Origin of the sequence: Paraburkholderia sp. GAS42, assembly GCF_050436565.1 — a bacterium.
Taxonomy (GTDB): Bacteria; Pseudomonadota; Gammaproteobacteria; order Burkholderiales; family Burkholderiaceae; genus Paraburkholderia.
Map to the genome: position 1 here is coordinate 216,577 of NZ_JBNDML010000001.1, position 22,784 is coordinate 239,360.

Annotated in this window: 21 protein-coding genes; 1 reads left to right on the forward strand and 20 read right to left on the reverse strand. The window is 60.9% G+C overall.

The genetic code is table 11. From position 1 onward, the window contains the following. Positions 1-190 precede the first annotated feature (190 nt). Positions 191-1,021, forward strand: a complete 831-nt coding sequence (locus P3T16_RS00990) for a transporter substrate-binding domain-containing protein (protein WP_429340851.1) — start codon at positions 191-193, stop codon at positions 1,019-1,021. On the opposite strand, the gene P3T16_RS00995 is transcribed toward P3T16_RS00990, so the two are convergent. The 20 genes from P3T16_RS00995 to P3T16_RS01090 all read right to left on the reverse strand — a co-directional run bounded on the left by P3T16_RS00995 (position 1,000) and on the right by P3T16_RS01090 (position 22,731). Then, positions 1,000-1,389 carry a CoA-binding protein gene (locus tag P3T16_RS00995; protein WP_429340852.1) on the reverse strand — a complete coding sequence of 130 codons (390 nt, stop codon included), beginning with the start codon at positions 1,387-1,389 and terminating at the stop codon, positions 1,000-1,002. The two genes, P3T16_RS00990 and P3T16_RS00995, sit on opposite strands and share 22 nt — an antisense overlap. 650 nt (positions 1,390-2,039) lie before the next feature. Next, on the reverse strand, positions 2,040-3,770 hold the full coding sequence (locus P3T16_RS01000; RefSeq protein ID WP_429340853.1) for an AMP-binding protein: 1,731 nt from the start codon (positions 3,768-3,770) through the stop codon (positions 2,040-2,042). Between the two features lie 240 nt (positions 3,771-4,010). Then, on the reverse strand, positions 4,011-4,436 hold the full coding sequence (locus tag P3T16_RS01005) for a F0F1 ATP synthase subunit epsilon (protein WP_429259227.1): 426 nt from the start codon (positions 4,434-4,436) through the stop codon (positions 4,011-4,013). A 90-nt stretch (positions 4,437-4,526) separates the two neighbouring features. After that, positions 4,527-5,921 carry a F0F1 ATP synthase subunit beta gene (gene atpD / locus P3T16_RS01010; RefSeq protein ID WP_429340854.1) on the reverse strand — a complete coding sequence of 465 codons (1,395 nt, stop codon included), beginning with the start codon at positions 5,919-5,921 and terminating at the stop codon, positions 4,527-4,529. A 77-nt stretch (positions 5,922-5,998) separates the two neighbouring features. Further along, complete coding sequence (atpG, locus tag P3T16_RS01015) at positions 5,999-6,889, reverse strand: F0F1 ATP synthase subunit gamma (protein WP_429340855.1); 891 nt, start codon at positions 6,887-6,889, stop codon at positions 5,999-6,001. Positions 6,890-7,029: 140 nt separating this feature from the next. Next, positions 7,030-8,571: a F0F1 ATP synthase subunit alpha gene (gene atpA / locus P3T16_RS01020; RefSeq protein WP_429259230.1), complete on the reverse strand. Its 1,542-nt coding sequence runs from the start codon at positions 8,569-8,571 to the stop codon at positions 7,030-7,032. A 60-nt stretch (positions 8,572-8,631) separates the two neighbouring features. Next, entirely contained in the window at positions 8,632-9,171 is a 540-nt protein-coding gene (locus tag P3T16_RS01025; RefSeq protein ID WP_429259231.1) for a F0F1 ATP synthase subunit delta, read from the reverse strand. A 2-nt stretch (positions 9,172-9,173) separates the two neighbouring features. Continuing rightward, positions 9,174-9,644, reverse strand: coding sequence for a F0F1 ATP synthase subunit B (locus P3T16_RS01030; protein ID WP_429259232.1), 471 nt, complete (start codon positions 9,642-9,644; stop codon positions 9,174-9,176). A gap of 139 nt (positions 9,645-9,783) precedes the next feature. Then, positions 9,784-10,053, reverse strand: a complete 270-nt coding sequence (gene atpE / locus P3T16_RS01035; RefSeq protein WP_007180033.1) for a F0F1 ATP synthase subunit C — start codon at positions 10,051-10,053, stop codon at positions 9,784-9,786. Positions 10,054-10,136: 83 nt separating this feature from the next. After that, positions 10,137-10,988 carry a F0F1 ATP synthase subunit A gene (gene atpB, locus P3T16_RS01040; protein WP_429259233.1) on the reverse strand — a complete coding sequence of 284 codons (852 nt, stop codon included), beginning with the start codon at positions 10,986-10,988 and terminating at the stop codon, positions 10,137-10,139. A gap of 143 nt (positions 10,989-11,131) precedes the next feature. Beyond that, positions 11,132-11,677: an ATP synthase subunit I gene (locus P3T16_RS01045; protein ID WP_429340856.1), complete on the reverse strand. Its 546-nt coding sequence runs from the start codon at positions 11,675-11,677 to the stop codon at positions 11,132-11,134. A 280-nt stretch (positions 11,678-11,957) separates the two neighbouring features. Further along, a complete protein-coding gene (locus P3T16_RS01050; RefSeq protein WP_429340857.1) occupies positions 11,958-13,115 on the reverse strand; it encodes an SLC13 family permease in 1,158 nt (385 codons plus the stop codon). Positions 13,116-13,127: 12 nt separating this feature from the next. After that, on the reverse strand, positions 13,128-14,018 hold the full coding sequence (locus P3T16_RS01055) for a ParB/RepB/Spo0J family partition protein (protein ID WP_429340858.1): 891 nt from the start codon (positions 14,016-14,018) through the stop codon (positions 13,128-13,130). 87 nt (positions 14,019-14,105) lie between these two features. Further along, positions 14,106-14,876: a ParA family protein gene (locus P3T16_RS01060; RefSeq protein ID WP_429259236.1), complete on the reverse strand. Its 771-nt coding sequence runs from the start codon at positions 14,874-14,876 to the stop codon at positions 14,106-14,108. A 58-nt stretch (positions 14,877-14,934) separates the two neighbouring features. After that, positions 14,935-15,624: a 16S rRNA (guanine(527)-N(7))-methyltransferase RsmG gene (gene rsmG / locus P3T16_RS01065; protein ID WP_429340859.1), complete on the reverse strand. Its 690-nt coding sequence runs from the start codon at positions 15,622-15,624 to the stop codon at positions 14,935-14,937. Then, positions 15,621-17,579 carry a tRNA uridine-5-carboxymethylaminomethyl(34) synthesis enzyme MnmG gene (gene mnmG, locus P3T16_RS01070; protein WP_429340860.1) on the reverse strand — a complete coding sequence of 653 codons (1,959 nt, stop codon included), beginning with the start codon at positions 17,577-17,579 and terminating at the stop codon, positions 15,621-15,623. Before mnmG ends, rsmG begins: the two co-directional genes overlap by 4 nt. A gap of 174 nt (positions 17,580-17,753) precedes the next feature. Continuing rightward, complete coding sequence (locus tag P3T16_RS01075; RefSeq protein WP_429259239.1) at positions 17,754-18,512, reverse strand: ABC transporter ATP-binding protein; 759 nt, start codon at positions 18,510-18,512, stop codon at positions 17,754-17,756. Positions 18,513-18,517: 5 nt separating this feature from the next. Next, positions 18,518-20,302 (reverse strand): ABC transporter permease subunit, encoded by a 1,785-nt coding sequence (locus P3T16_RS01080; protein WP_429340861.1) that lies wholly within the window; start codon positions 20,300-20,302, stop codon positions 18,518-18,520. 4 nt (positions 20,303-20,306) lie between these two features. Beyond that, on the reverse strand, positions 20,307-21,362 hold the full coding sequence (locus P3T16_RS01085; protein WP_429340862.1) for a branched-chain amino acid ABC transporter permease: 1,056 nt from the start codon (positions 21,360-21,362) through the stop codon (positions 20,307-20,309). Between the two features lie 208 nt (positions 21,363-21,570). Continuing rightward, the gene (locus P3T16_RS01090; protein ID WP_429340863.1) at positions 21,571-22,731 is read right to left on the reverse strand and encodes an ABC transporter substrate-binding protein; all 1,161 of its coding nucleotides are present in this window, start codon (positions 22,729-22,731) and stop codon (positions 21,571-21,573) included. Positions 22,732-22,784: the final 53 nt, after the last annotated feature.

The following is a 22,784-nucleotide window of genomic DNA, read 5'->3' on the forward strand; positions in this document are numbered from 1 at the left end:
GACGCCCCCGGCATCGCGCTGGATGCTGTGAATAAACATGGCTGTCTGTTGCGCTCGCCCAGCGACGCACGCAGGAATGCGCCGCGGTTCCGCTGCGCGGCTGCGACCTTATCAAGCCGGGTTTGCCGGGCTATCATCAGCGGCCTTGCACGCTTTTACCTTCCAATAACAGACAAACGAAGGAGACTCGATGAAGAAAACCGCCCTCGCATGGTTTGGCACGCTGCTTTGCGCCGGCGCGATGAGTGCTGTGAGCGTTGCGACCACCGCATTCGCCCAGACAAACAGCGCGGCGCCCAGCGCTGCAGCCAGTGCACCCGCGTCACGCCTCGACGAAATCGTCGCGCGCGGCACGCTGCGTGCCTGCACGACCGGCGACTACAAACCCTATTCGTTCTACAAGCCGGACGGCCAGTTCGAAGGCATCGACATCGATATGGCCGAATCGCTCGCGCGTTCGCTCGGCGTTAAGGCGGAATTCGTGAAGACGTCGTGGTCGAACCTGATGAACGACTTCGTCGCGAAATGCGATGTCGCGATCGGCGGCGTGTCGACGACACTCGACCGGCAAAAGCGCGCGTTTTTCACCGAGGCCTACATGATCGACGGCAAGACGCCGATCGCTCGCTGCGATGACGTCAACAAGTATCAGACCGTCGCGCAGATCGACCAGCCGTCGACGCGCGTGATCGTCAATCCGGGCGGCACCAATGAGCGGTTCGCGAAGCAGTTCTTTCCGCATGCGAACGTGACCGTCTATCCGGACAACGTGACTGTGTTCAAACAGATTCTGGCCGGCAAGGCGGACGTGATGGTCACCGACGCGTCCGAAACCTTGCTGCAGCAAAAGCTGAATCCAGGCCTGTGCTCGGTGCATCCGGACAAACCGTTCCAGTACGGTGAAAAAGCGTGGATGGTGCCGCGCGGCGACGTCGTATTCCAGCAGTACGTCGACCAGTGGCTGCATCTTTTGCGCGCGACCGGTGAATACCAGGCCATTCAGGACAAGTGGTTGAAGTAGGTTTGTCGCGGCGGCATGCCAATGGATCGCGCGTGAAGCTTTGCGCGATTCACCGTGTTGATCCGCACAGCCTCATCCGCGATGGGCAATACCTCTTCGGAGCGACGAAACACATTCACCATATCGATTGACACGCCTTCGGCCGCAAGCGAAGCCGCCGCATCGGTCAGCGTCGCGAAGCACCGCTCGCCGAGCACGCCTGCCGTATCGTTCGACCAGGCCGGGTTGACCGGCACGATCCTGTAACCGTGCGACTTCATATAGGCCGAGACGACATAGCTCGGTCGGTGCGCCCGATTCGACAGCCCGACGACGGCAATCACACGATCACGCTCGAGCATGCGCTGCAATCTGGCGTACTCGTTCATCTGGGTGTTTCGGTGATGGGGCGGCAACAGTAACCCCTGACGAATGACCCGCCGGCGGGACGTTAAGTGATCGCGCGCGATTTCGGATGCCGGGAAATCCCCGGCTCCCAATGCGCGATAAAAAGGCGCAGTATGGGCAACAGATAGCGTCGCTGAAATTATCTGGGAACCAGGATTTACTACCGGTAAAAACGACGTTTAAAACCATCCCGATCGGCAAAAAGACCCGCAGAGCCTTATCTGGCGGGCGTTACAACCTGAAACACTTTGTTACCGCGCTAGCAGGCTTATTCGCCCACAATGCCCTTCAACGGTTTCAACACGGATGTGGCTGAGTGCGTAGTGTGAGCGGATACGATGCACTGTGCCGGTCGGCTTTGCCGAAGCCCTGACAAGGGGCATCCCTGCTGGGACCGTGGTCGGCGCTGAGTGCGCCGTCCCAGTAGGTTCCTTCATTGGTCTCCTCGCGCTAACCCCGTAGCGTGTGGTTTTTAGCGGGCTCCAGGCCCGCTTTTTTTTCGTCTGGCCAAACGTTTGCCTCCGCTATAGCGCGGGTATCTGCAGACGTTTGTGCTATCAAAGTGGTTCAGAGAGCGGCTTCAGAAAAAGCGTCGCGCGCGATTCTGCGCGACGCTTTTTTTGCGTTCAGATCACGCGGTTTTCTGCTCCGTGATCTTCAGTTCGTTGATCATCCGTTCGCGCATCACGAACTTCTGGACCTTGCCGGTCACCGTCATCGGAAGTTCGTCGACGAAGCGGATGTGCTTCGGCACCTTGTAGTGCGCGATCTGTCCGCTGCAAAACGCCTGTATGTCTTCCGCCGTTGCCTGCTCGCCCTGACGCAGTACGATCCACGCGCACACTTCCTCGCCGTACTTTGCATCGGGCACGCCGAACACCTGCACGCTCTGGATCTTCGGATGACGGAACAGGAATTCCTCGATTTCACGCGGATAGATGTTCTCGCCGCCGCGAATCAGCATGTCCTTCAGGCGGCCAACGATGTTGCAGTAGCCTTCGGCGTCGAGCGTCGCGAGATCGCCCGTGTGCATCCAGCCGTCGACAATGCTTTCGTGCGTTCTGGCTTCGTCGCCCCAGTAGCCTTGCATGACCGAGTAGCCCTTTGTGCACAACTCGCCCGTTTCGCCGACTGGGACAACGTTGCCGAGCGCATCGACCAGCTTCACCTCGAGATGCGGCTGGATCCGGCCGACGGTTGTCGTGCGCTTGTCGAGCGGATCGGTCGTGGAACTCTGAAATGAGACGGGACTGGTTTCCGTCATGCCGTAGGCGATCGTGATTTCAGCGAGATGCATTTTCGATACGACCTTCTTCATCGTCTCGATCGGACACGGCGAGCCGGCCATGATGCCCGTGCGCAGACGGCTCAGATCGAAGCTCGCAAAATCCGGATGATCGAGTTCTGCGATGAACATCGTCGGCACACCGTGGAGCGCCGTGCATTGCTCTTCGGCGACGGCGGCGAGCGCAGCGGCCGGATCGAATGCTTCGCCGGGGAATACCATGTTCGCGCCGACCGACACGCACGCGAGCACAGCCAGCACCATGCCGAAGCAGTGATACAGCGGCACCGGGATGCACAGGCCGTCCTGCTCGGTGAGCCGCATCGCCATCGCGATATAGCGCGCGTTGTTGACCACGTTGCGGTGCGTGAGCGTCGCGCCCTTCGGGTTGCCGGTCGTGCCGCTCGTGAACTGGATGTTGATCGGCTCGTGCGCCGATAGCGTGGCGCCAATCGCGTCGAGTTTCGCTGTGTCGAGCGTCACACGGCCCTGCTCGATGACGTCGGAGAACGTCAGCATGCCGGGCGTTTCCGTGTCGCACATGCGGATCACAAAGCGCAGATCCGGCAGGCGCGCGGCGCGCAGTTCACCGGGCGCGCACGTGGCGAGTTCCGGTGCCAGCTCCTGCAGCATCTCCAGATACATCGACGTTTTGAAGCTGTGCGCCGAGATGATCGCCTTGCAACCGACCTTGTTCAGCGCGTACTCCAGCTCAGCCAGCCGATAGGCCGGATTGATATTGACGAGTACTGCGCCGATGCGGGCTGTCGCGAACTGCGTCAGCAGCCATTCGACACGATTCGGTGACCAGATCCCAACGCGGTCGCCCTTTCCGATTCCAAGCGCAAGAAGGCCGGCGGCGAGCACATCGACTTCGTCAGAGAACTCTTTCCACGTCCAGCGGATGCCCTGCTCGCGAAACACGACGGCGGAACGATCAGGGAAGCGCTGCGCAGTGTCCAGCAGAAACTGGCCGACGGTTGCCTCGCTCAGCGGTATCTCTGTCGAGCCGCGAACGTACGAGAGGCCGTCCTTCGGCTCGATGAGGCCGCCCTCGCCTCCGGTCTGGCTTGTCATGGTGTCTGTCTCCTGGGCGAAGCGTCGTCGCCCGATTGAAATATATTTGAAACCGATTGTGCCACCGGCGTGTGACCGCGCGGCATCAAGTGTTACCCGCAGCTTCGGCTTTGGCCTTTACTTTGGCGTCCCACCCGTGATTCTGCTGACCTTTCCGTAAACGTCAAGTGAAGAACAAAAAAAGCAGCCGCGGAGGGCTGCTTTTTCTTTTCTACTCTGCCGCGTTCTGCCGCGTCGCGATCAGTGCTGACCGCGCAGCTTGCGCAGACGCTGGATCGCAGCGAGTTGAGCCGTCGCGTACGCGAGTTCCGCTTGCGCGGTGGCGTACTCGAGGTTCGAACCCGTGTTCTGCAGCGCCTCTTCAGCACGCTTGCGCGCTTCTTCGGCCTTGGCTTCGTCGAGATCCTTGCCGCGGATCGCCGTGTCGGCCAGAACCGTCACCGCGCCCGGCTGGACTTCGAGGATGCCGCCGGCGACGAACACAAACTCTTCTTCGCCGTTTTCCACTTCGATGCGCACCGCACCCGGACGAATCCGCGTGATGAGCGGCGTGTGGCCCGGCAGAATGCCCAGTTCACCCGCTTCGCCCGGCAGCGCGACGAATTTCGCCTGACCCGAGAAGATCTGCTCTTCCGCGCTGACGACGTCTACTTTGATAGTTGCCATGGTGTCGATTCCTGGTTGAGCGTGATGCGTTCGGCGCGGCTTTTACCCTGATGCCCGCAAAACCCGCGCCTCGTTGCCTGCACTCAAGCCTTACTGGATCTTCTTGGCCTTTTCGAAGGCTTCGTCGATCGTGCCGACCATGTAGAACGCCTGCTCCGGCAGATGATCGCACTCACCTTCGACGATCATCTTGAAGCCGCGGATCGTTTCCTTCAACGGCACGTACTTGCCCGGCGAACCCGTGAACACTTCCGCGACGTGGAACGGCTGCGACAGGAAACGCTGGATCTTACGAGCGCGCGCGACCGACAGCTTGTCTTCCGGCGACAGTTCGTCCATACCCAGAATCGCGATAATGTCGCGCAGCTCCTTGTAGCGCTGCAGCGTTTGCTGCACGCCGCGCGTGATCGAGTAGTGCTCTTCGCCGATCACGTTCGGGTCGATCTGACGCGAGGTCGAATCGAGCGGGTCCACTGCCGGGTAGATACCCAGCGAAGCGATGTCACGCGACAACACAACCGTTGCGTCCAGGTGGCCGAAGGTCGTAGCCGGCGACGGGTCGGTCAAGTCATCCGCAGGGACGTACACGGCCTGCACCGACGTGATCGAGCCAGTCTTGGTCGACGTAATACGCTCTTGCAGCTTGCCCATTTCTTCAGCGAGCGTAGGCTGATAGCCCACTGCCGACGGCATACGGCCAAGCAGTGCCGACACTTCGGTACCGGCCAGCGTGAAACGGTAGATGTTGTCGACGAAGAACAGCACGTCGAGGCCTTCGTCACGGAAGTGCTCAGCCATCGTCAGCCCGGTCAGCGCGACGCGCAGACGGTTGCCCGGCGGCTCGTTCATCTGGCCGTACACCAGCGCGACCTTGTCGAGAACGTTCGAGTCCTTCATTTCGTGATAGAAGTCGTTCCCTTCGCGGGTACGCTCGCCAACACCCGCGAACACGGAATAACCGCCGTGTTCCTTCGCGATGTTGTTGATCAGTTCCATCATGTTCACGGTCTTGCCCACACCGGCGCCACCGAACAGGCCAACCTTACCGCCCTTTGCGAACGGGCAGATCAGATCGATAACCTTGATGCCGGTTTCGAGCAGTTCCGTCGACGGCGACAGTTCGTCGAACGCCGGCGCCTTCTGGTGAATACCGCGCGTCACGTCCGAGTTGATCGGACCGGCTTCGTCGATCGGACGGCCGAGCACGTCCATGATCCGGCCGAGGGTCGGCTTGCCGACCGGCACGCTGATCGGCTTGCCGGTGTTCTTCACCACCGTACCGCGGCGCAGGCCGTCCGATGCACCCAGACAGATGGTACGAACGACGCCGTCGCCCAGCTGTTGCTGGACTTCGAGGGTCAGTTCCGAACCTTCGAGAATGAGCGCGTCGTAAATCTTCGGCATATCCGTACGCGGGAATTCCACGTCGATCACGGCGCCGATGCACTGTACGATCTTGCCTTCTACCAAAGCAGTAGTACTCATCGCTTTTCCTTTAGATACTCAATTCTTCACTCGCGCAAAGGCGCAGTGGTGGGATTCGCCCGGCGACCGTTTTACGGTCAGACCGCTGCGGCGCCACCGACGATTTCCGACAGTTCTTTCGTGATCGCGGCCTGCCGGCTCTTGTTGTACACAAGCTGCAGTTCGTTGATGACCGTCTTCGCGTTGTCCGAAGCGGCCTTCATCGCGACCATCCGTGCCGACTGCTCCGATGCCATGTTTTCCGCGACGGCCTGGTAGACCAGCGCTTCGACATAACGCACCAGCAGTTCGTCCACCACTGCCTGCGCGTCCGGCTCGTAGATGTAGTCCCACGCAGTCTTCGGCGTGGCGCTTTCACCGCCCTCGTCCTTGCGCTCGAAGTCTTCTGCCGACAGCGGCAGCAGCTGCTCGATCACCGGCTCCTGCTTCATCGTGTTGATGAAGCGCGTGTACGCGAGGTACACCACCGAAATCTTGCCTTCCGAGTACAGATCGAGCTGCACCTTCACCGCGCCGATCAGCTTTTCGAGGTGCGGCGTGTCGCCCAGATGGACAACATTCGACACCACGTTTGCACGCAGACGGTTCAGGAAACCAAGACCCTTGGTACCAATCGCCGTCGCTTCGATCGACTTGCCGGCGGCTTCGAGCTCCTTGAACTTCTGGAGCGAAGCGCGCAGCACGTTCGTGTTCATACCGCCGCACAAGCCCTTATCGGTCGTGACAAGGATGATGCCTGCCGTCTTCGCGCCGTCGTTCGACACCATGAACGGGTGACGATACTCGGGGTTCGCACGGCTCATGTGCGCAGCGATGTCGCGGACCTTGTCGGCGTACGGGCGAGCAGCGCGCATGCGCTCCTGAGCGCGGCGCATCTTCGATGCGGCCACCATCTCCATCGCTTTCGTGATCTTGCGCGTGTTTTGCACGCTCTTGATCTTGCCGCGAATTTCCTTCATTCCAGCCATTGCTTGCTCCTTGTCGGCCCGAGTTAGCGCTTTAGCGCTTACTCGGGTCCCATGCAAAGCGATCGAAGCAGCGCGGGTTCAGTTGCCTGCGGCCCGCGCCGCTTCAAAGGTCCGTTTATGCCTTGCGGGTCACTCGCGGATCAGTAAGCGCCGGACTTCTTGAAGTCCTTGAGGGCCGTATGCAGCAGGCCTTCGTCGTCCTTCGAGAGTTCCTTGGTGTCTTCGACGCGCTTGATCAGGTCAGCGTGCTTCGTCTTCAGGTATTCACGCAGGCCCTTTTCGAACGGCAGCACTTGCGCGACTTCCAGATCGTCGAGGTAGCCGTTGTTCGCAGCGAACAGCGCGATTGCCAGTTCCCAGACCTGCAGCGGCTGATACTGCGGCTGCTTCAGCAGTTCCGTCACGCGGCGGCCGCGTTCCAGCTGCTTGCGGGTGGCTTCGTCGAGGTCCGATGCAAACTGCGCGAATGCTGCAAGTTCACGGTACTGTGCCAGGTCGGTACGGATACCGCCCGACAGCTTCTTTACAACCTTCGTCTGAGCCGCACCACCGACCCGCGACACCGACACGCCGGCGTTAATTGCCGGGCGGATACCTGCGTTGAAGAGGTCGGTTTCCAGGAAGATCTGGCCGTCGGTAATCGAGATCACGTTCGTCGGAACGAATGCGGTCACGTCGCCTGCCTGCGTTTCAATGACCGGCAGTGCCGTCAGCGAACCGCTCTTGCCCTTCACTTCGCCGTTCGTGAACTTCTCGACGTAGTCTTCCGACACGCGAGCAGCACGTTCCAGCAAACGCGAGTGCAGATAGAACACGTCACCCGGATAAGCTTCACGGCCCGGCGGGCGGCGCAGCAGCAGCGAGATCTGGCGGTATGCCCAGGCCTGCTTGGTCAAATCGTCATAAACGATCAGTGCATCTTGACCGCGATCGCGGAAGTATTCGCCCATCGTGCAGCCGGCGTACGGTGCGAGGTATTGCATCGCAGCCGATTCCGAAGCCGAAGCCGCGACGACGATCGTGTATTCCATCGCGCCGGTTTCTTCGAGCTTGCGCACCACGTTCATGATCGACGAAGCCTTCTGGCCGATCGCGACGTAGATACAGAAGAGGTTCTTGCCCTTCTGGTTGATGATCGCGTCGACAGCGACTGCGGTCTTGCCGCACTGACGGTCGCCGATGATCAGCTCACGCTGGCCACGGCCAACCGGCACCATCGCGTCGATCGACTTCAGACCGGTCTGGACCGGTTCCGAAACCGACTTACGCCAGATCACGCCCGGAGCAATCTTTTCGATTGCGTCGGTCTTCTTTGCGTTGATCGGACCCTTGCCGTCGATCGGGTTGCCGAGTGCATCGACCACGCGACCGAGCAGTTCCGGACCCACCGGCACTTCGAGAATGCGGCCCGTCGTCTTGACGACGTCGCCTTCCGAAATGTGTTCGTATTCACCCAGAATCACGGCGCCGACCGAGTCACGCTCGAGGTTCAGCGCGAGACCGAAGGTGTTGCCCGGGAATTCGAGCATTTCGCCCTGCATCACTTCCGACAGGCCGTGGATACGCACGATACCGTCGGTCACGGAGATCACGGTGCCCTGGTTGCGAACGTCTGCGCTCGCTTCAAGGCCCTGGATCCGGCTCTTGATCAGCTCGCTGATCTCAGAGGGATTGAGTTGCATTATTCGCTCCTGATAGTCAATTCTGTTGCGTGCCAGCCGCTTAAGCGCTCAAAGGCGCAATCAGGCGGTCAGAGCCGTCTGCATGCTGGCGAGCCGCGCGCGGACCGAGGTATCGAGCACTTCGTCGCCGACCGTCACACGTACGCCGCCGATCAACGACGGGTCGATTTCAACCGTCGGCTTCAGCTTTCGCTTGAACTTGCGTTCGAGACTTGCGACGAGGTCGTTCAACTGTGCGCCTTCGAGCGGAAATGCGCTGACAATCAGCACATCGGCCGCCCCTTCGTGGGCGTTTTTCAGCGCTTCGAACTGCGTGGCGATTTCCGGCAACAGCGTCAGACGATGATTGTCGACCAGCATCTGCACCAGATTCTTCGCCTGCGCGTTGTCCTTCAGCGGCGACTTCACCGCGGACAGCAGCAGTTCGCTGACCTGTGCGCGGCTTACTTTCGGGCTCGTAGCGACCGACAGCACTTCGGGCAGACGCGCAACCTGTGCCAGCTCCTGCACGAGATTGGACCACGCGGCCGTGTCACCAGCTTCGGCCACGCCAAACAGCGCTTCTGCGTACGGACGGGCGATGGTTGCAAGTTCGGCCATGATCAGAGCTCGGCTTTCAGTTGATTCAGCAGGTCAGCGTGAGCTGCCTGGTCGACTTCGCGCTTCAGGATCTGCTCGGCGCCCTTCACAGCCAGTGCGGCGACTTCGCCACGCAGCGTTTCACGGGCCTTCACGACTTGCTGCTCGGCATCAGCCCTGGCCTGCGCAACGATGCGGGCGGCTTCTGCCTGGGCCTGTGCCTTGATTTCGTCTGCGACTGATACTGCGCGCTTTTCGGCGTCAGCGATACGTTGCTGACCATCGTTGCGTGCCTGTGCCAGTTCCTGATCGACGCGCTTGTGAGCGGCTTCGAGTTCCGCCTTGCCCTTTTCAGCGGCAGACAGACCTTCGGCGATCTTCTTCGAGCGCTCGTCGAGGGCGTTGACCAACGGCGGCCACACGAACTTCATCGTGAACCACGCGAGGATCAGGAACACGACCATTTGCGCAAACAGGGTTGCGTTGAGATTCACGGTGTTTCCTTAAACGTTGCTATGTCGGAAATTGAAACGGTAAGGCGCTCATCGATTCTGTCGTCGATCAGCGCCCAGGTAACCCGTTCCGCCCTGCGCCCTTATCCGTTATAGATCAGGCGCAAACTTCCGAGGAACCTCAGCCTGCCAGCTTCGACAGCAGCGGGTTCGCGAACGCAAACAGCATTGCCACACCAACGCCAATCAGGAACGCCGCATCGATCAGACCAGCCAGCAGGAACATCTTGGTTTGCAGCGGGTTCATCAGTTCCGGCTGGCGCGCACATGCTTCGATGTACTTGCCGCCCATCAGGCCGATACCGATACAGGCGCCGATTGCACCCAGGCCGATGATGATGCCGATACCGATGGCGGTCAGACCCTGGATGTTGGCGATGAAAGCTTGCATGATCACTCCTTTGTGAAAAGTCTTTTTGGAACTGGGATTTAATGAAACAAAACTAAAGCAATTCTTTTAATCGACGCACCACGTTAGTGGGTGTCGTGAGCCTGGCCGATGTACACCAGCGTCAGCATCATGAAAATGAACGCTTGCAGCAGAACGATCAGAATGTGGAAGATCGCCCACACCGTACCTGCGATCACGTGGCCGATGAAGCCGAGTACCGAGGCGTCCGCGCCGAAACCCCACATACTGCCGAGCAGGGCAATCAGCAGGAACAGCAGTTCGCCGGCGTACATGTTGCCGAACAGCCGCATGCCGAGCGAAACCGTTTTCGCGACGAACTCGATGATGTTCAGTGCCAGGTTGGGAATCCACAGCAGCGGATGCGCACCGAACGGCGCGGACAGCAGTTCGTGCACGAAGCCGCCAGCGCCCTTGATCTTGAAGTTGTAGTAAATCATCAGCGCGAACACGCCGAGCGCGATGCCGAGCGTGCCGTTCAGGTCGGCGGTCGGCACGATGCGGTGGTGCGGGATGACTTCCGACAGGCCCAGCCAGCCGATCACGCGGCCCGGCAGGTCAACAGGGATAAAGTCGAGCGAGTTCATCAGCGCGACCCAGACGAACACGGTCAGCGCGAGCGGTGCGATGAAGGTACGCGAGCCGTGGATCATCGACTTCGATTGATCTTCGACCATTTCGACCAGCATTTCGATTGCGCACTGGAAACGGCCGGGAACACCGGGCGTCGCCTTGCGGGCGGCGAAATGCAGGATCAGGATCGTGGCCAGACCGCAGACGATCGACCAGAACAGGGTGTCCAGATTCCAGACGTGAATGTCGAAAATCGACGTCTGGTGTGCGGTTGAAAGATTCTGCAAGTGGTGCGCGATGTACTCGGACGGATCCAGAGCGCGCGTGCCTTCGCTAGCTGCCATATCGTTAATGCCACCCAAATTGTCGAAAATCTTTCCAGGCTGTTCCCGCCGCAATGCGCTATTGCGGGAACACGCCGGCGCGGATCCGTGTCGAACCCGCCTGTCTGTTGCTGACGCCGTGCGCCAGCCTTGTGTTCATTGCCTCACCGCCAGGCGAGTGCGATCCAGTACGTCTTGAGGGCGATGAGGTAGGTCACGAGCAGCGGAACCCAGCGTACGTCGCGATACCAGAACGCGATGGCTACAAACATCGCAATTGTCGCCCCCATCTTGAGCGCTTCGCCGATCATCCAGCTCATCGCGGTTTCGGCGCCGCTCAATGTTCTCAGACGTGCCGCGAACATCGCGCTCGGCACCCAGCAGATCGCTCCCCCCAGGAACGCGGACAGCGCAGCATCACCCGGCGGCTTGTAAAACAGCCACCACAGTAGCGTTGCTCCCAGGGACAAAACCATTTGCGCTGCCACGACCCGGAAGGGCGTAACGCGCGATGGACGACTCACATTCGGACCAAACAGCTTTTCAGCTTCAGTCCGCGTAAGCGGAACGACATTGTTATCTTGCTGCTCGACATCCCACGCTTCGTTTTGCGTTGCGTGCTGCCCCGTGGACTCACCGGAAACAGACTGCGCTACGCGGTGTTCGTCGTGCCCTTCGTGGGGCGCCTGATCCGACGATTGAGCCGCCATTGCAGTGTTCCGTAAAGTCTTGTTCAGCCCGCGAGCTTACGCACCGCTTACGGGGTTGCCTGCAAATAAATCCGGGCGATTGTAAGCGATAGTTGCAGGCAATTCAAGACTTTACGTCGACCAATAACCTGCATGAAACGCGCCTTCATCATGCGGGAAACGGTTGTCTACAGCGGGAGACGCGGCAACTGTAAGGCGGTCGGGCCATGCCCGGATCATACCGGTCCAGAGCACCCAGATGCAGCGTTTTATGTCACCGTTCGCTGCTGTAGCACCCGTGTCATAAATGCAACAGAAGGGTGGCTCCAATCACTCCACCGATGATCCAGAAGGGTATCGAGAAAAGGTGAAATTGCAGCCACATGCCGCGCTCGTTTGAAAGGCGCACGGCAATCAGGTTAGCCAGCGAACCGATCGCGATGCCAAAGCCGCCGACACTGACGCCGAATGCCAGCGCGCGCCAGTCTTTCGTGAATTCGGCGAGCATGATCGCAGCTGGAACGTTGCTGATACCCTGCGACAGGATCGCGCCGGCCGCATAGGCGCGCAATGGCGAGCCGATCCCGAGGCGGCCGGTGATCTCATGTACCCACGGCAGCGCCGCGACGCTTCGCAGCACGATGAACATGAACACGAAGATCAGCAGCAGCAGCCAGTCGATCTTCAGTACGATCTGACGACGCCACAGCAGGAAGCCCAGTCCGACGCCCGCGAGGCCGATTGCGGCGCGATGCGCATCTGCCAGCAGCACAAACGCGACGAAGAGCACCGCCGCGACGCCGACGAGTGGCCGGTCGACGGCATGTGGCTCCACGTCCTTCGAGAGATCGAGCGGTTTGCGCCGAAAAAAGATGCCCGTCACGAGATACAACACGACCATCAGCGCAGCAGAGAGCGGCGCCAGCGCCCATGCGAAGCCGCCGAACGAAACGCCGCTCGTCTGCCAGAGGAACAGATTCTGCGGATTGCCGAGCGGCGTCAGGATTGAACCCGCGTTGACCGCGAGTGCGATGAAAATCACAAGGCGCTTGAGCGGCAATGGCGTCAGTTTGTGCAGCGATAACGCGAGCGGCACGACGACAAATAGCGCGACGTCATTGGTGAGCAGCGTCGAGAGCGCCGCAGCGAGACCGACCATCAGATACGCGAGACCGCGCTCCGAATGAATGCGATGCACGACACGGTGCGCCATCCACATCAGGAATCCTGATAATTCGACGGCCTTCGTCAGAATCAGAAGTCCGGCGAGCGTCAGCACGGTTTGCCAGTCGATCAGCGAAGGCAGCGACGCCCATGGCCGTGGATGCAGGTACTGCAAGGCGACCAGCGCGACGACAAGAACCGACAGCACCGGCTCTTTCGTCGCGAACGCGAATATTTCACGGACGATGCTTCGGCTTCGGGACGCCTCCGGCGCGCGTTCCTCTGCAGCGGGCACGATCGCTGGCGCCTAGTCAGCGGTCGCGTTGCCGCGCAGTCGCACGAGAATGCCTTCCAGCGCGTCGAGGTCGCCGAAGTCGACGAGCACCTGCCCTCGCCCACGCCGGCCCAGCTTGATCTTTACCGTCGCGGCGAGCAGATCGGAAAGCTCCTCCTCGAGGCGTCGTGTATCGCGTCCGCCGTCCTGGCTCGCACGCGCCTTCACCGTTGGCGCTGCCCTTGTGGTCGCCGTCACGAGCTTTTCGGTCTCGCGAACCGACATGCGCCTGTTGACCACCTGATTTGCCAGCGTGATCTGCGTCGCAGCGTCGACGGCGAGCAGCGCGCGCGCGTGACCCATGTCGAGATCGCCTGCGAGCAGCATCGTCTGAACGGGCGCCGCCAGATTCAGCAGACGCAGCAGATTCGACACTGCACTACGCGAGCGACCGACCGACTCAGCGGCCTGCTCATGTGTGAAGTTGAACTCATCGAGCAGGCGCTGGATGCCCTGCGCTTCTTCGAGCGGATTCAGGTCTTCACGCTGGATGTTTTCGATCAGCGCCATAGCGGCGGCGGCCTGATCGGGCACGTCCTTCACGAGCACCGGCACGTCGTCGAGCCCGGCGAGGCGCGCCGCGCGGAAACGCCGCTCGCCCGCGATAATCTCGTACATGTCCGCCGATACCGGTCGCACGAGAATCGGCTGCATCATGCCCTGTGCGCGAATGCTGGCGGCCAGTTCCTGCAGCGCGCCCTCATCCATCCGCGTGCGCGGCTGGTACTTGCCAGCCTGCAACTTCTCGAGCGGCAACACGTGGGGCGCGCCATTGATCTTCACCGCCTCGGTGATATCGGCGCTGCCGCCGAGAAGCGCCTCGAGTCCACGGCCCAATCCTTTCTTTCTTGCTACTGCGTTCATCGTGCTTCCTCGATCCGCCTTGAGTGCTGTCTTGAGTGCCGCCTTGCTGGCCACCTTGTTCCCCGCGCCGGGCTCCTTCTGCGCGCGTCAGAGCGCGCGCACCCGCTCAATCATTTCCGCCCCGAACTGAACGTAAGCCTGCGCGCCGCGCGACGCCCGGTCGAAGACCACGCCCGGCAGACCGTAGCTCGGCGCCTCGGCCAGACGCACATTGCGCGGGATCACCACGTCGAACACCTTGTCGCCAAAATGCTCTTTCAGCTGGTCGGAGACCTGCTGCTGCAGCGTGATGCGCGGATCGAACATGACGCGCAGCAAGCCGATCACCTTCAGGTCGCGGTTCAGGTTCGCGTGCACCTGCTTGATCGTGTTGACGAGGTCAGAGAGGCCTTCCAGCGCGAAGTATTCGCACTGCATCGGGATCACCACGCCGTGGGCAGCGCACAGGCCGTTGAGCGTCAGCAGCGAGAGCGCCGGCGGGCAGTCGATCAGCACGAAGTCGTAGTCTTCCGCGACCAGCACGAGGGCATCCTTCAACTGGCGCTCGCGATTATTGACGCTGACCAGTTCGACTTCGGCGCCAGCCAGTTCGCGATTGGCGGGCAATACGTCATACGAAACGCCTTCCGGCTTTACACGGGCGTCCGCGACGGTCACGCCGTCGACCAGCACTTCGTAGACCGTATTTTCACAGGCCGCCTTGTTGATGCCGCTGCCCATCGTGGCATTTCCCTGCGGATCGAGATCGATGAGCAGGACTCGCTGTCCCTGCGATGCGAGGCTCGCGGCGAGATTGACTGCTGTCGTCGTCTTCCCGACGCCGCCCTTCTGGTTCGCAACGCAGAAGATTTTTGCCATCGTTGGTGTGTCCCTTTTTGCTGCTTTTGAATGACTGGAATGACTGGCGTTGGGCGGATCAGGCGTCGAGCGTGACTTCGATCAGATGCCGCTCTGCGTCGAGCGATGGCACCTTGAGCCGAATGATCTGCTTCGCACGCGCACCCTCCGGCAGACGTTCAATCTCGCTTTCCGGGCGAATACCCTTCATCGCCCAGATCGCACCTCGCTCCGCGACGAGATGACGGGCCAGTGTAACGAAATCCGAGAGCTCTGCGAACGCGCGAGAGACGATAACGTCGAATTTAGCCGGCACCTCGACGCCGGGTCGCAGTGTTTCGACGCGGCCGGTCACCACCGACAGGTTGGCGAGACCCAGTTCAGCCTTGGCCTGCGCCTGAAATGCGGTTTTCTTGTGGACGATGTCGTTGAGCGTTACCGTCCAGTCGGGCAAGACAATGGCCAGCACGATACCCGGCAGGCCGCCGCCCGAACCGACATCCAGCGCCGACGACGCACCTCGCGGAGCGAGACGCGGCACGATCGAAAGCGAATCGAGGATGTGCTGGATCAGCATTTGCTTGGGATCGCGGATCGCGGTCAGGTTGTACACCGCGTTCCATTTACCGAGCAGTGCGACATAGTCGAGCAATTTGTTGTGCTGTGACTCGGTCAGGTCGAGACCAAGTTCGCCTGCGCCCTGACGCAGCAGCGCCGACAATGATTCCCGACCGTCTGCTGCTGCGAAACCCCGCTGCCCTGCCGTCATTGCGCCACCGGGGTACTGTCGGCGCCACCATCGACGGCCGCGGCCGTACGCCGCCCCAAGCCACGTTTCAGATGCACCATGAGCAGCGAGATCGCGGCGGGCGTAATACCGGAAATTCGCGATGCCTGCCCGATGGTTTCCGGGCGGAACTGCGTCAGTTTCTGCCGGGCCTCGAAGGACAGGCCGCGAACTTCCGCGTAGTCCAGCGCTTCGGGAAGGCGCGTGCTTTCATGCGCTTCGTTGCGCTCGATTTCACCAGCCTGACGCTCGATATAGCCCTGATACTTCACGCCAATTTCGATCTGCTCCTTGATCTGTGCGAGCAGGACTTCGTCGTCGGCCAAGGTCTCGCTGGGGCCGCAGGTTCCTTCGAGCAAACCGCAAACACCGTCATAGCTGACACCCGGACGACGCAGCAGGTCCGCCAGACTGTATTCGTGTTCGATCGGCTTGCCGAGCAACGCGATCGCCGCCTCAGCTGATAACGTCTTAGGATTCACCCAGGTCGTGCGCAGGCGTTCTGTTTCACGTGAAACAGCGTCGCGCTTGCGGCTGAACGTGTCCCAACGCGTGTCGTCCACGACACCAAGTTCGCGGCCGATTTCGGTCAGGCGCATATCTGCATTGTCTTCACGCAGACTGAGGCGATATTCCGCACGGCTCGTGAACATACGATACGGCTCAGAAACGCCGCGCGTAACCAGATCGTCGACCAGCACGCCAAGGTACGCCTGATCCCGACGGGGGCACCATGCTTCCCTGCCCCGCACCTGCAAGCCGGCGTTGATACCGGCCAGCAGTCCCTGTGCGGCCGCTTCTTCATAGCCGGTAGTGCCGTTAATCTGGCCAGCAAAGAACAAACCGTCGATCACCTTGGTTTCCAGCGACGCCTTCAGACCGCGTGGATCGAAATAGTCGTACTCGATCGCATAGCCCGGACGTAGGATGTGTGCATGCTCCAGTCCGCGCATCGAGCGGACCAGTTCCAGCTGCACGTCAAACGGAAGACTGGTCGAGATGCCGTTTGGATAAAACTCGTTGGTCGTCAACCCTTCCGGTTCGAGGAAGATCTGATGCGATTCCTTCGACGCGAATCGATGAATCTTGTCCTCAATCGATGGGCAATAGCGCGGACCCACACCTTCGATCACGCCCGTGTACATCGGTGACCGGTCGAGACCGCTCCGGATGATGTTGTGTGTACGTTCGTTGGTATGCGTGACCCAGCACGGGACCTGACGTGGATGCTGTTCGACGCGTCCGAGAAACGAGAAAACAGGCACCGGATCCAGATCGCCCGGCTGCTCTTCGAGCACGGAAAAATCGATCGTCCGGCCGTCGATACGCGGTGGCGTACCCGTTTTGAGGCGCCCTTGAGGCAGCTTCAACTCTTTGAGCCGTGCCGACAGCGACACCGCAGCGGGATCACCTGCCCGGCCGCCAGTGTAATTATTCAGTCCAACGTGAATCTTGCCGTCGAGGAACGTCCCGGCCGTGAGCACAACGGCGCGTGAACGGAACCGGATCCCAACCTGCGTAACCGCACCGACGACGCGATTGCCCTCGACCATCAGATCGTCGACCGCCTGCTGGAACAGCCACAAATTCGGCTGATTCTCCAGGCGATGCCGGATGGCCTGCTTGTACAACAGGCGATCCGCCTGAGCGCGCGTCGCCCGGACAGCGGGACCTTTGGACGAATTCAGGATACGAAACTGAATCCCGCCTTCGTCCGTGGCTGCGGCCATTGCGCCACCAAGCGCGTCGACTTCCTTGACCAGGTGGCCTTTGCCAATGCCGCCAATCGACGGATTGCAGCTCATCTGGCCGAGGGTTTCGATATTGTGCGTCAGCAATAGCGTTTTCGCGCCCATGCGCGCGGACGCCAAGGCGGCTTCCGTGCCGGCATGACCACCACCGACGACAATTACGTCAAATTCTGAGGGAAAAAGCATCGCGGATCTCACGCCGAACACGCCGCGTGAGCCTTTAAAAGGAAAATGTATGGGCGAATTATAACGGGTTCGCTTTTGGCCCGAATTTCGTCCATTCGGCTAACGATAAAAAAGGCGGCGTGTTTCACGTGAAACACACCGCCTTTCGCGACCGCAACTTCGAGCAAGGAACGACTAGGCCACCTTTTTTGTCAGCCCAAGATAGGTTTCGATAACCCGCGGGTTCTGCGCCAGATCGGATGCCGCGCCTTCAAGCGCAAGCTCGCCCGTTTCCAGCACGTATCCATAGTCCGAAATCTGCAGTGCAGCGCGGGCATTCTGCTCGATCAGCAGCGTAGCGACGCCCGTTTGCCGCAGCGCACTAATGATATGAAAAATCTCTTTCACGATCAGCGGTGCGAGTCCAAGGCTTGGCTCGTCCAGCATCAGCAGGTCAGGCTTACCCATCAACGCCCGACCGACCGCCAGCATCTGCCGCTCGCCGCCTGACAACGTACCTGCCGCCTGCTTGCGCCGCTCCTTCAACCGCGGAAACAACGCGAATACGTGTTCAAGCTGATCAAGATAGGTACGCTCCCCGTTCCGTTTACGTCGGTACGCACCCAGCACAAGATTGTCCTCGACGGCCATCGTCGAAAACAGTTCGCGCTTTTCCGGGACGAGGCACATACCTCGCGCCACACGCTTTTCAACCGGCACGGCGCTGACATCTTCGCCCTGAAAGGAGATCGCGCCCTTCGCATGTCCGCTCACGGGCAACGCGCCCATGATCGCGTTCAGCAGCGTCGACTTGCCGGCGCCATTCGGCCCGATGACCGATACGATCTGGCCGGGCCGCACCTTGATCGCCGCTCCATGCAGCGCCTCGACCTTCCCGTAGCGGACGGACAGACCCGTGACTTCAAGGATCGGCACACCGGAATCAGTTTGCATCGTCATCATTCCACCCCGCCCAGATAAGCTTCCAGCACAGCCGGGTCTTTCTGCACATCCTGCGGCAGGCCCTCCGCGATCCGCGTGCCGAACTCCATCACCACGAGCCGATCGGTCAGGTTCATCACAAAATCCATGTCGTGTTCGACAAGCAGCACGCTCATACCCTCTTCCTTCAGCTTCCTCAGCAACACGGCCAGTTGCTGCTTTTCCTGATAGCGAAGGCCAGCGGCCGGTTCGTCGAGCAGCAGCAGCGTCGGATCGCAGCACAGCGCACGTGCGATTTCCAGAATCCGTTGCTGGCCGAGCGCCAGACTGCCCGCCTCGTCATACATATGCCGCTCGAGGCCGACCCGGCGAATCTGCCGCGCGGCTTCCGCCATCAAACGACCCTCTTCCGCTCCATTGAGCTTCGCGACGCTGCGCCAGACGCCCGCGTGGCCGCGCAGATGCGCACCGATCGCAACGTTCTCCAGCACCGTCATGCGGGGCAGTAGCTTGACGTGCTGGAACGTCCGGCCGATCCCGCGCTTGACGATTTCACGTGAAGTCAGCGAATCGATCCGCTCACCGCGGAAGGAAATCTCGCCGCTAGTGGCCTGCAATACACCGGTCACCAGATTGAACGTAGTCGACTTGCCCGCACCGTTCGGACCGATCAGCCCGATGATCTGTCCAGCCTTCACTTCGAAGCTGACGTCGTTCACCGCCACCAGTCCGCCAAACTGCTTGCGCGCCGTAACAACCGACAGCAGCGTCTCGCCCGCAGCCGGCTTGCTGCGCTGCGGCAAAGGTTCGGCATTGTCTGGAACGTGCGCACGCGGGCCACGCGGAAACAGGCGCGCGACGAACGGCCAGACGCCTTGCCGCGCGTATTGCAGCAGCAGCACCATCAAGATGCCGAAGACGATCACTTCGAAATTGCCGTTCTCGCCGAGCAGTTTGGGCAGCAGCGTCTGGAGGTAATCCTGCAGCAGCGTCAGGATCGCCGCACCGAGTACAGCGCCCCACACGTGTGATACGCCGCCCACCACCGCCATGAACAGAAACTCGATGCCGTGATTCAGGCCGAACGGCGTCGGATTCACCGCCCGCTGCAAGTGCGCGTAAAGGAAGCCCGACACCGACGCCAGCACAGCTGCGTAGACGAAGATCACCACGCGCATCCAGGCCGTGTTGACGCCCATCGCTTCCGCCATCGATCCACCGCCCCGCAACGCGCGGATCGCGCGCCCAGGCCGGCTATTAAGCAGATTCTGAACAGAAACCACTGCACCCAGCACGACGACCCAGATGAGGTAGTAAATGTGTCTCCCCGATTCCAGATTGATGCCGAACACGTTGAGTACCGGGATACCGTTGATGCCGTCGTACTTGCCGAGCATCTCCAGATTGCCGAACAGAAAGAACAGCGCGAGCCCCCACGCGATCGTCCCGAGCGGCAGGAAGTGGCCCGACAGACGCATCGTCACCGCGCCGAGCACGAGCGCAATCAGCCCGGTCAGCACGACGCCCACGATCAGCGCCAGCCACGGCGACACGCCGAATTGCGTCGTCAGATAGGCGGTTGAATACGCGCCCACGCCGACGAACGCGGCCTGCCCGAAGCTCGTCATCCCGCCGATGCCCGTCAGCAGCACGAGGCCGATCGCGACGATCGAATACAGTCCGATGTAGTTGAGCAGCGTGACCCAGTACTCAGGCACGCGGACCGGCTGCGGCAGCACCGGCAGCGCAAACATCACCACGAGGAACAACCAGAAGAACCTGTTTTGCATGATCCGTTTCATCGTGTCACTCCTCGTCCTCTTCGGCATGCGGGCTCATAAGACTTCGCCATAGCAGCACCGGGATGATCAGCGTGAACACGATCACTTCCTTATAGGCACTCGCCCAGAACGACGAGTACGACTCCAGCAGGCCCACCAGGATCGATCCGGCGGCCGCCAGCGGGTAGCTGACGAGACCGCCGATGATCGCCCCGACAAACCCCTTCAGACCGATCAGGAAGCCCGAGTCGTAGTAGATGGTCGTCAACGGTGCGACGAGGATTCCGCACAGCGCGCCAAGGCCCGCCGCAAGCGTGAACGCGAGCCGGCCCGCCTGCGTCGTGCCGATGCCGACAAGGCGTGCGCCGACGCGGTTCACCGATGTCGCACGCAACGCCTTGCCCGAGATCGAGCGATCGAAGTACAGGTACAGCGCGGCGATCAGCACGATGGCTGTGCCGACCACCCACAGGCTCTGCCCCGAGATCGTCATGCTGCCGATGTTGAACGTGGCATCGGAGAACGCCGTCGTCCGCGAGCCTTCCGCGCCGAACATCACGAGCCCGAGGCCGACCATCGCGAAGTGCACCGCGACCGCAACGATCAGCAGCAACAACGTGGTCGCTTCGGCGATCGGTTCATACGCGAGCCGGTACACGAACGGGCCCATCGGAATCACGATCAGCAGCGTTAGCGCGATCTGCACGATCATCGGCAGCGGTTGCATGAAGAGGCCGCGCGTGAGCGCGTAGACGGCAATCGGGAACAACAGGTACCTGCTCGCCAGGCTCACCAGTGTGCGTGCCGCATTCCGCCGCCGTTCCGGATGCCGCGCGAGCCCGGCTGTCTCGACGACGAAGCACGCGGCGCCCATCGCGATCAGCAGCCAGCAGGTGGCGGGAAACTTCTGCGTCTGTATTGCGGCGAGCGTCAGCGCGCCATATGAGACGAACTCGCCCTGCGGGATAAAAATCACCCGCGTGACCGAGAACACCAGCACCAGCGCAAGCGCGAGCAACGCGTAGATTGCGCCCGTGGTGATCCCGTCCTGCGCGAGGATCGCCGCTATAGAAAGATCCATACTTCCTCTGGAACGTCGAAATCGAAATCGAAACTGGCGCCGAAGCGGGAAACAACCGGCCGCCTTGTCGTCGGGATGAAGTTCTTCACCCCTGCCCTGAAACGCGACCGCCGCGCCCGGACCAGGCGCGGCGGTCGTCGCCATTTTCTTCGAACAGAATGTCGGTGCGGCGTCGTGGCCACACCGGAGGCGAGAAGCGCGTACTGTTTTAGTCGTTCTGGAGTTGCCACTTGCCGTCGACAATCTTGACCATCACGCGCGCGCGATTGTCGAAGCCGTTGTGATCGGTCGTCGTGATGTTCATGATGCCGTGCGCGACTGGCAGATTCTTGAGGTTTTCCAGCGATGCACGTAGCGCTTCCCGGAACGCCTCGGTGCCCGGCTGGGCTTTCTTCAGCGCTTCAGGAATCGCACGCTGCAGCATCTGGCCGGCGTCCCACGCGTGACCGCCGAACGTCGACAGCGTGCCCGCGCCATAAGCATTCTCATACGCAATCTTGTAGGCTTTCGAGGACTTCTTTACCGGGTTCGAATCCGGCAGCTGATCGGTCACGAGGATCGGACCGGCGGGCAGCAACTCGCCTTCGCAATCCTTACCGCACACGCGCAGGAAGTCGTTATTCGCGACGCCGTGCGTCTGGTAGATCTTGCCCTTGTAGCCGCGCTCTTTCAGCGCCTTCGCCGGCAAAGCGGCCGGTGTGCCCGAGCCGGCGATCAGGATCGCGTCCGGGTTCGAGCCCACCAGCTTCAGCACCTGGCCGGTCACGGACGCGTCCGTGCGGTTATAGCGCTCGTTCGATACCAGCTTCAGGTGGTGCCCGGTCGCGGCCGCGTTGAACACGGTGTACCAGTTCTCACCGTACGCATCCGCGAAGCCGATGAAGCCCACGGTCTTCACGCCATGCTTCTGCATGTATGCGGCGATCGCGTCGGCCATCAGGCTGTCGTTCTGCGGTGTCTTGAAGGCCCACGTGCGCTTCGCATCCATCGGCGCAATGATCGCGGCCGACGCGGCCATCGAGATCATCGGCGTCTTGCCTTGTGACACCGCGTCGAGCATCGCCAGCGAATTCGGCGTCACGGTCGAACCAATGATTGCGTCAACGTGATCTTCGTCGATCAGCTTGCGCGTGTTCTGCACGGCACGGCTTGTATCGGATGCGTCGTCGAGCACGATGTACTCCACGCTCTTGCCACCGATCTCCTTCGGCAACAGCGCGATCGTATTCTTCTCAGGAATCCCGAGCGATGCAGCGGGCCCTGTCGCCGATAACGTCACGCCGATCTTCACCTGCGCAGTCGCGGCGCTCGCGCCGCATACGAGCGCTGCCGCGAGGCCTGCACGTACCCATTTGCCTGTTGTTTTCATTGCTGTCTCCAAACGCTGTGCGTTGCGTGTTGTTTGATCCGGCTTCTGTACCG

Coding starts and splice junctions, on each gene's coding strand:
- P3T16_RS00990 (WP_429340851.1), top strand. CDS start 191: ATGAAGAAAACCGCCCTCGCATGGTTTGGCACGCTGCTTTGCGCCGGC.
- P3T16_RS00995 (WP_429340852.1), bottom strand. CDS start 1,389: ATGAACGAGTACGCCAGATTGCAGCGCATGCTCGAGCGTGATCGTGTG.
- P3T16_RS01000 (WP_429340853.1), bottom strand. CDS start 3,770: ATGACAAGCCAGACCGGAGGCGAGGGCGGCCTCATCGAGCCGAAGGAC.
- P3T16_RS01005 (WP_429259227.1), bottom strand. CDS start 4,436: ATGGCAACTATCAAAGTAGACGTCGTCAGCGCGGAAGAGCAGATCTTC.
- atpD (WP_429340854.1), bottom strand. CDS start 5,921: ATGAGTACTACTGCTTTGGTAGAAGGCAAGATCGTACAGTGCATCGGC.
- atpG (WP_429340855.1), bottom strand. CDS start 6,889: ATGGCTGGAATGAAGGAAATTCGCGGCAAGATCAAGAGCGTGCAAAAC.
- atpA (WP_429259230.1), bottom strand. CDS start 8,571: ATGCAACTCAATCCCTCTGAGATCAGCGAGCTGATCAAGAGCCGGATC.
- P3T16_RS01025 (WP_429259231.1), bottom strand. CDS start 9,171: ATGGCCGAACTTGCAACCATCGCCCGTCCGTACGCAGAAGCGCTGTTT.
- atpE (WP_007180033.1), bottom strand. CDS start 10,053: ATGCAAGCTTTCATCGCCAACATCCAGGGTCTGACCGCCATCGGTATC.
- atpB (WP_429259233.1), bottom strand. CDS start 10,988: ATGGCAGCTAGCGAAGGCACGCGCGCTCTGGATCCGTCCGAGTACATC.
- P3T16_RS01045 (WP_429340856.1), bottom strand. CDS start 11,677: ATGGCGGCTCAATCGTCGGATCAGGCGCCCCACGAAGGGCACGACGAA.
- P3T16_RS01055 (WP_429340858.1), bottom strand. CDS start 14,018: ATGAACGCAGTAGCAAGAAAGAAAGGATTGGGCCGTGGACTCGAGGCG.
- P3T16_RS01060 (WP_429259236.1), bottom strand. CDS start 14,876: ATGGCAAAAATCTTCTGCGTTGCGAACCAGAAGGGCGGCGTCGGGAAG.
- rsmG (WP_429340859.1), bottom strand. CDS start 15,624: ATGACGGCAGGGCAGCGGGGTTTCGCAGCAGCAGACGGTCGGGAATCA.
- mnmG (WP_429340860.1), bottom strand. CDS start 17,579: ATGCTTTTTCCCTCAGAATTTGACGTAATTGTCGTCGGTGGTGGTCAT.
- P3T16_RS01075 (WP_429259239.1), bottom strand. CDS start 18,512: ATGCAAACTGATTCCGGTGTGCCGATCCTTGAAGTCACGGGTCTGTCC.
- P3T16_RS01080 (WP_429340861.1), bottom strand. CDS start 20,302: ATGAAACGGATCATGCAAAACAGGTTCTTCTGGTTGTTCCTCGTGGTG.
- P3T16_RS01085 (WP_429340862.1), bottom strand. CDS start 21,362: ATGGATCTTTCTATAGCGGCGATCCTCGCGCAGGACGGGATCACCACG.
- P3T16_RS01090 (WP_429340863.1), bottom strand. CDS start 22,731: ATGAAAACAACAGGCAAATGGGTACGTGCAGGCCTCGCGGCAGCGCTC.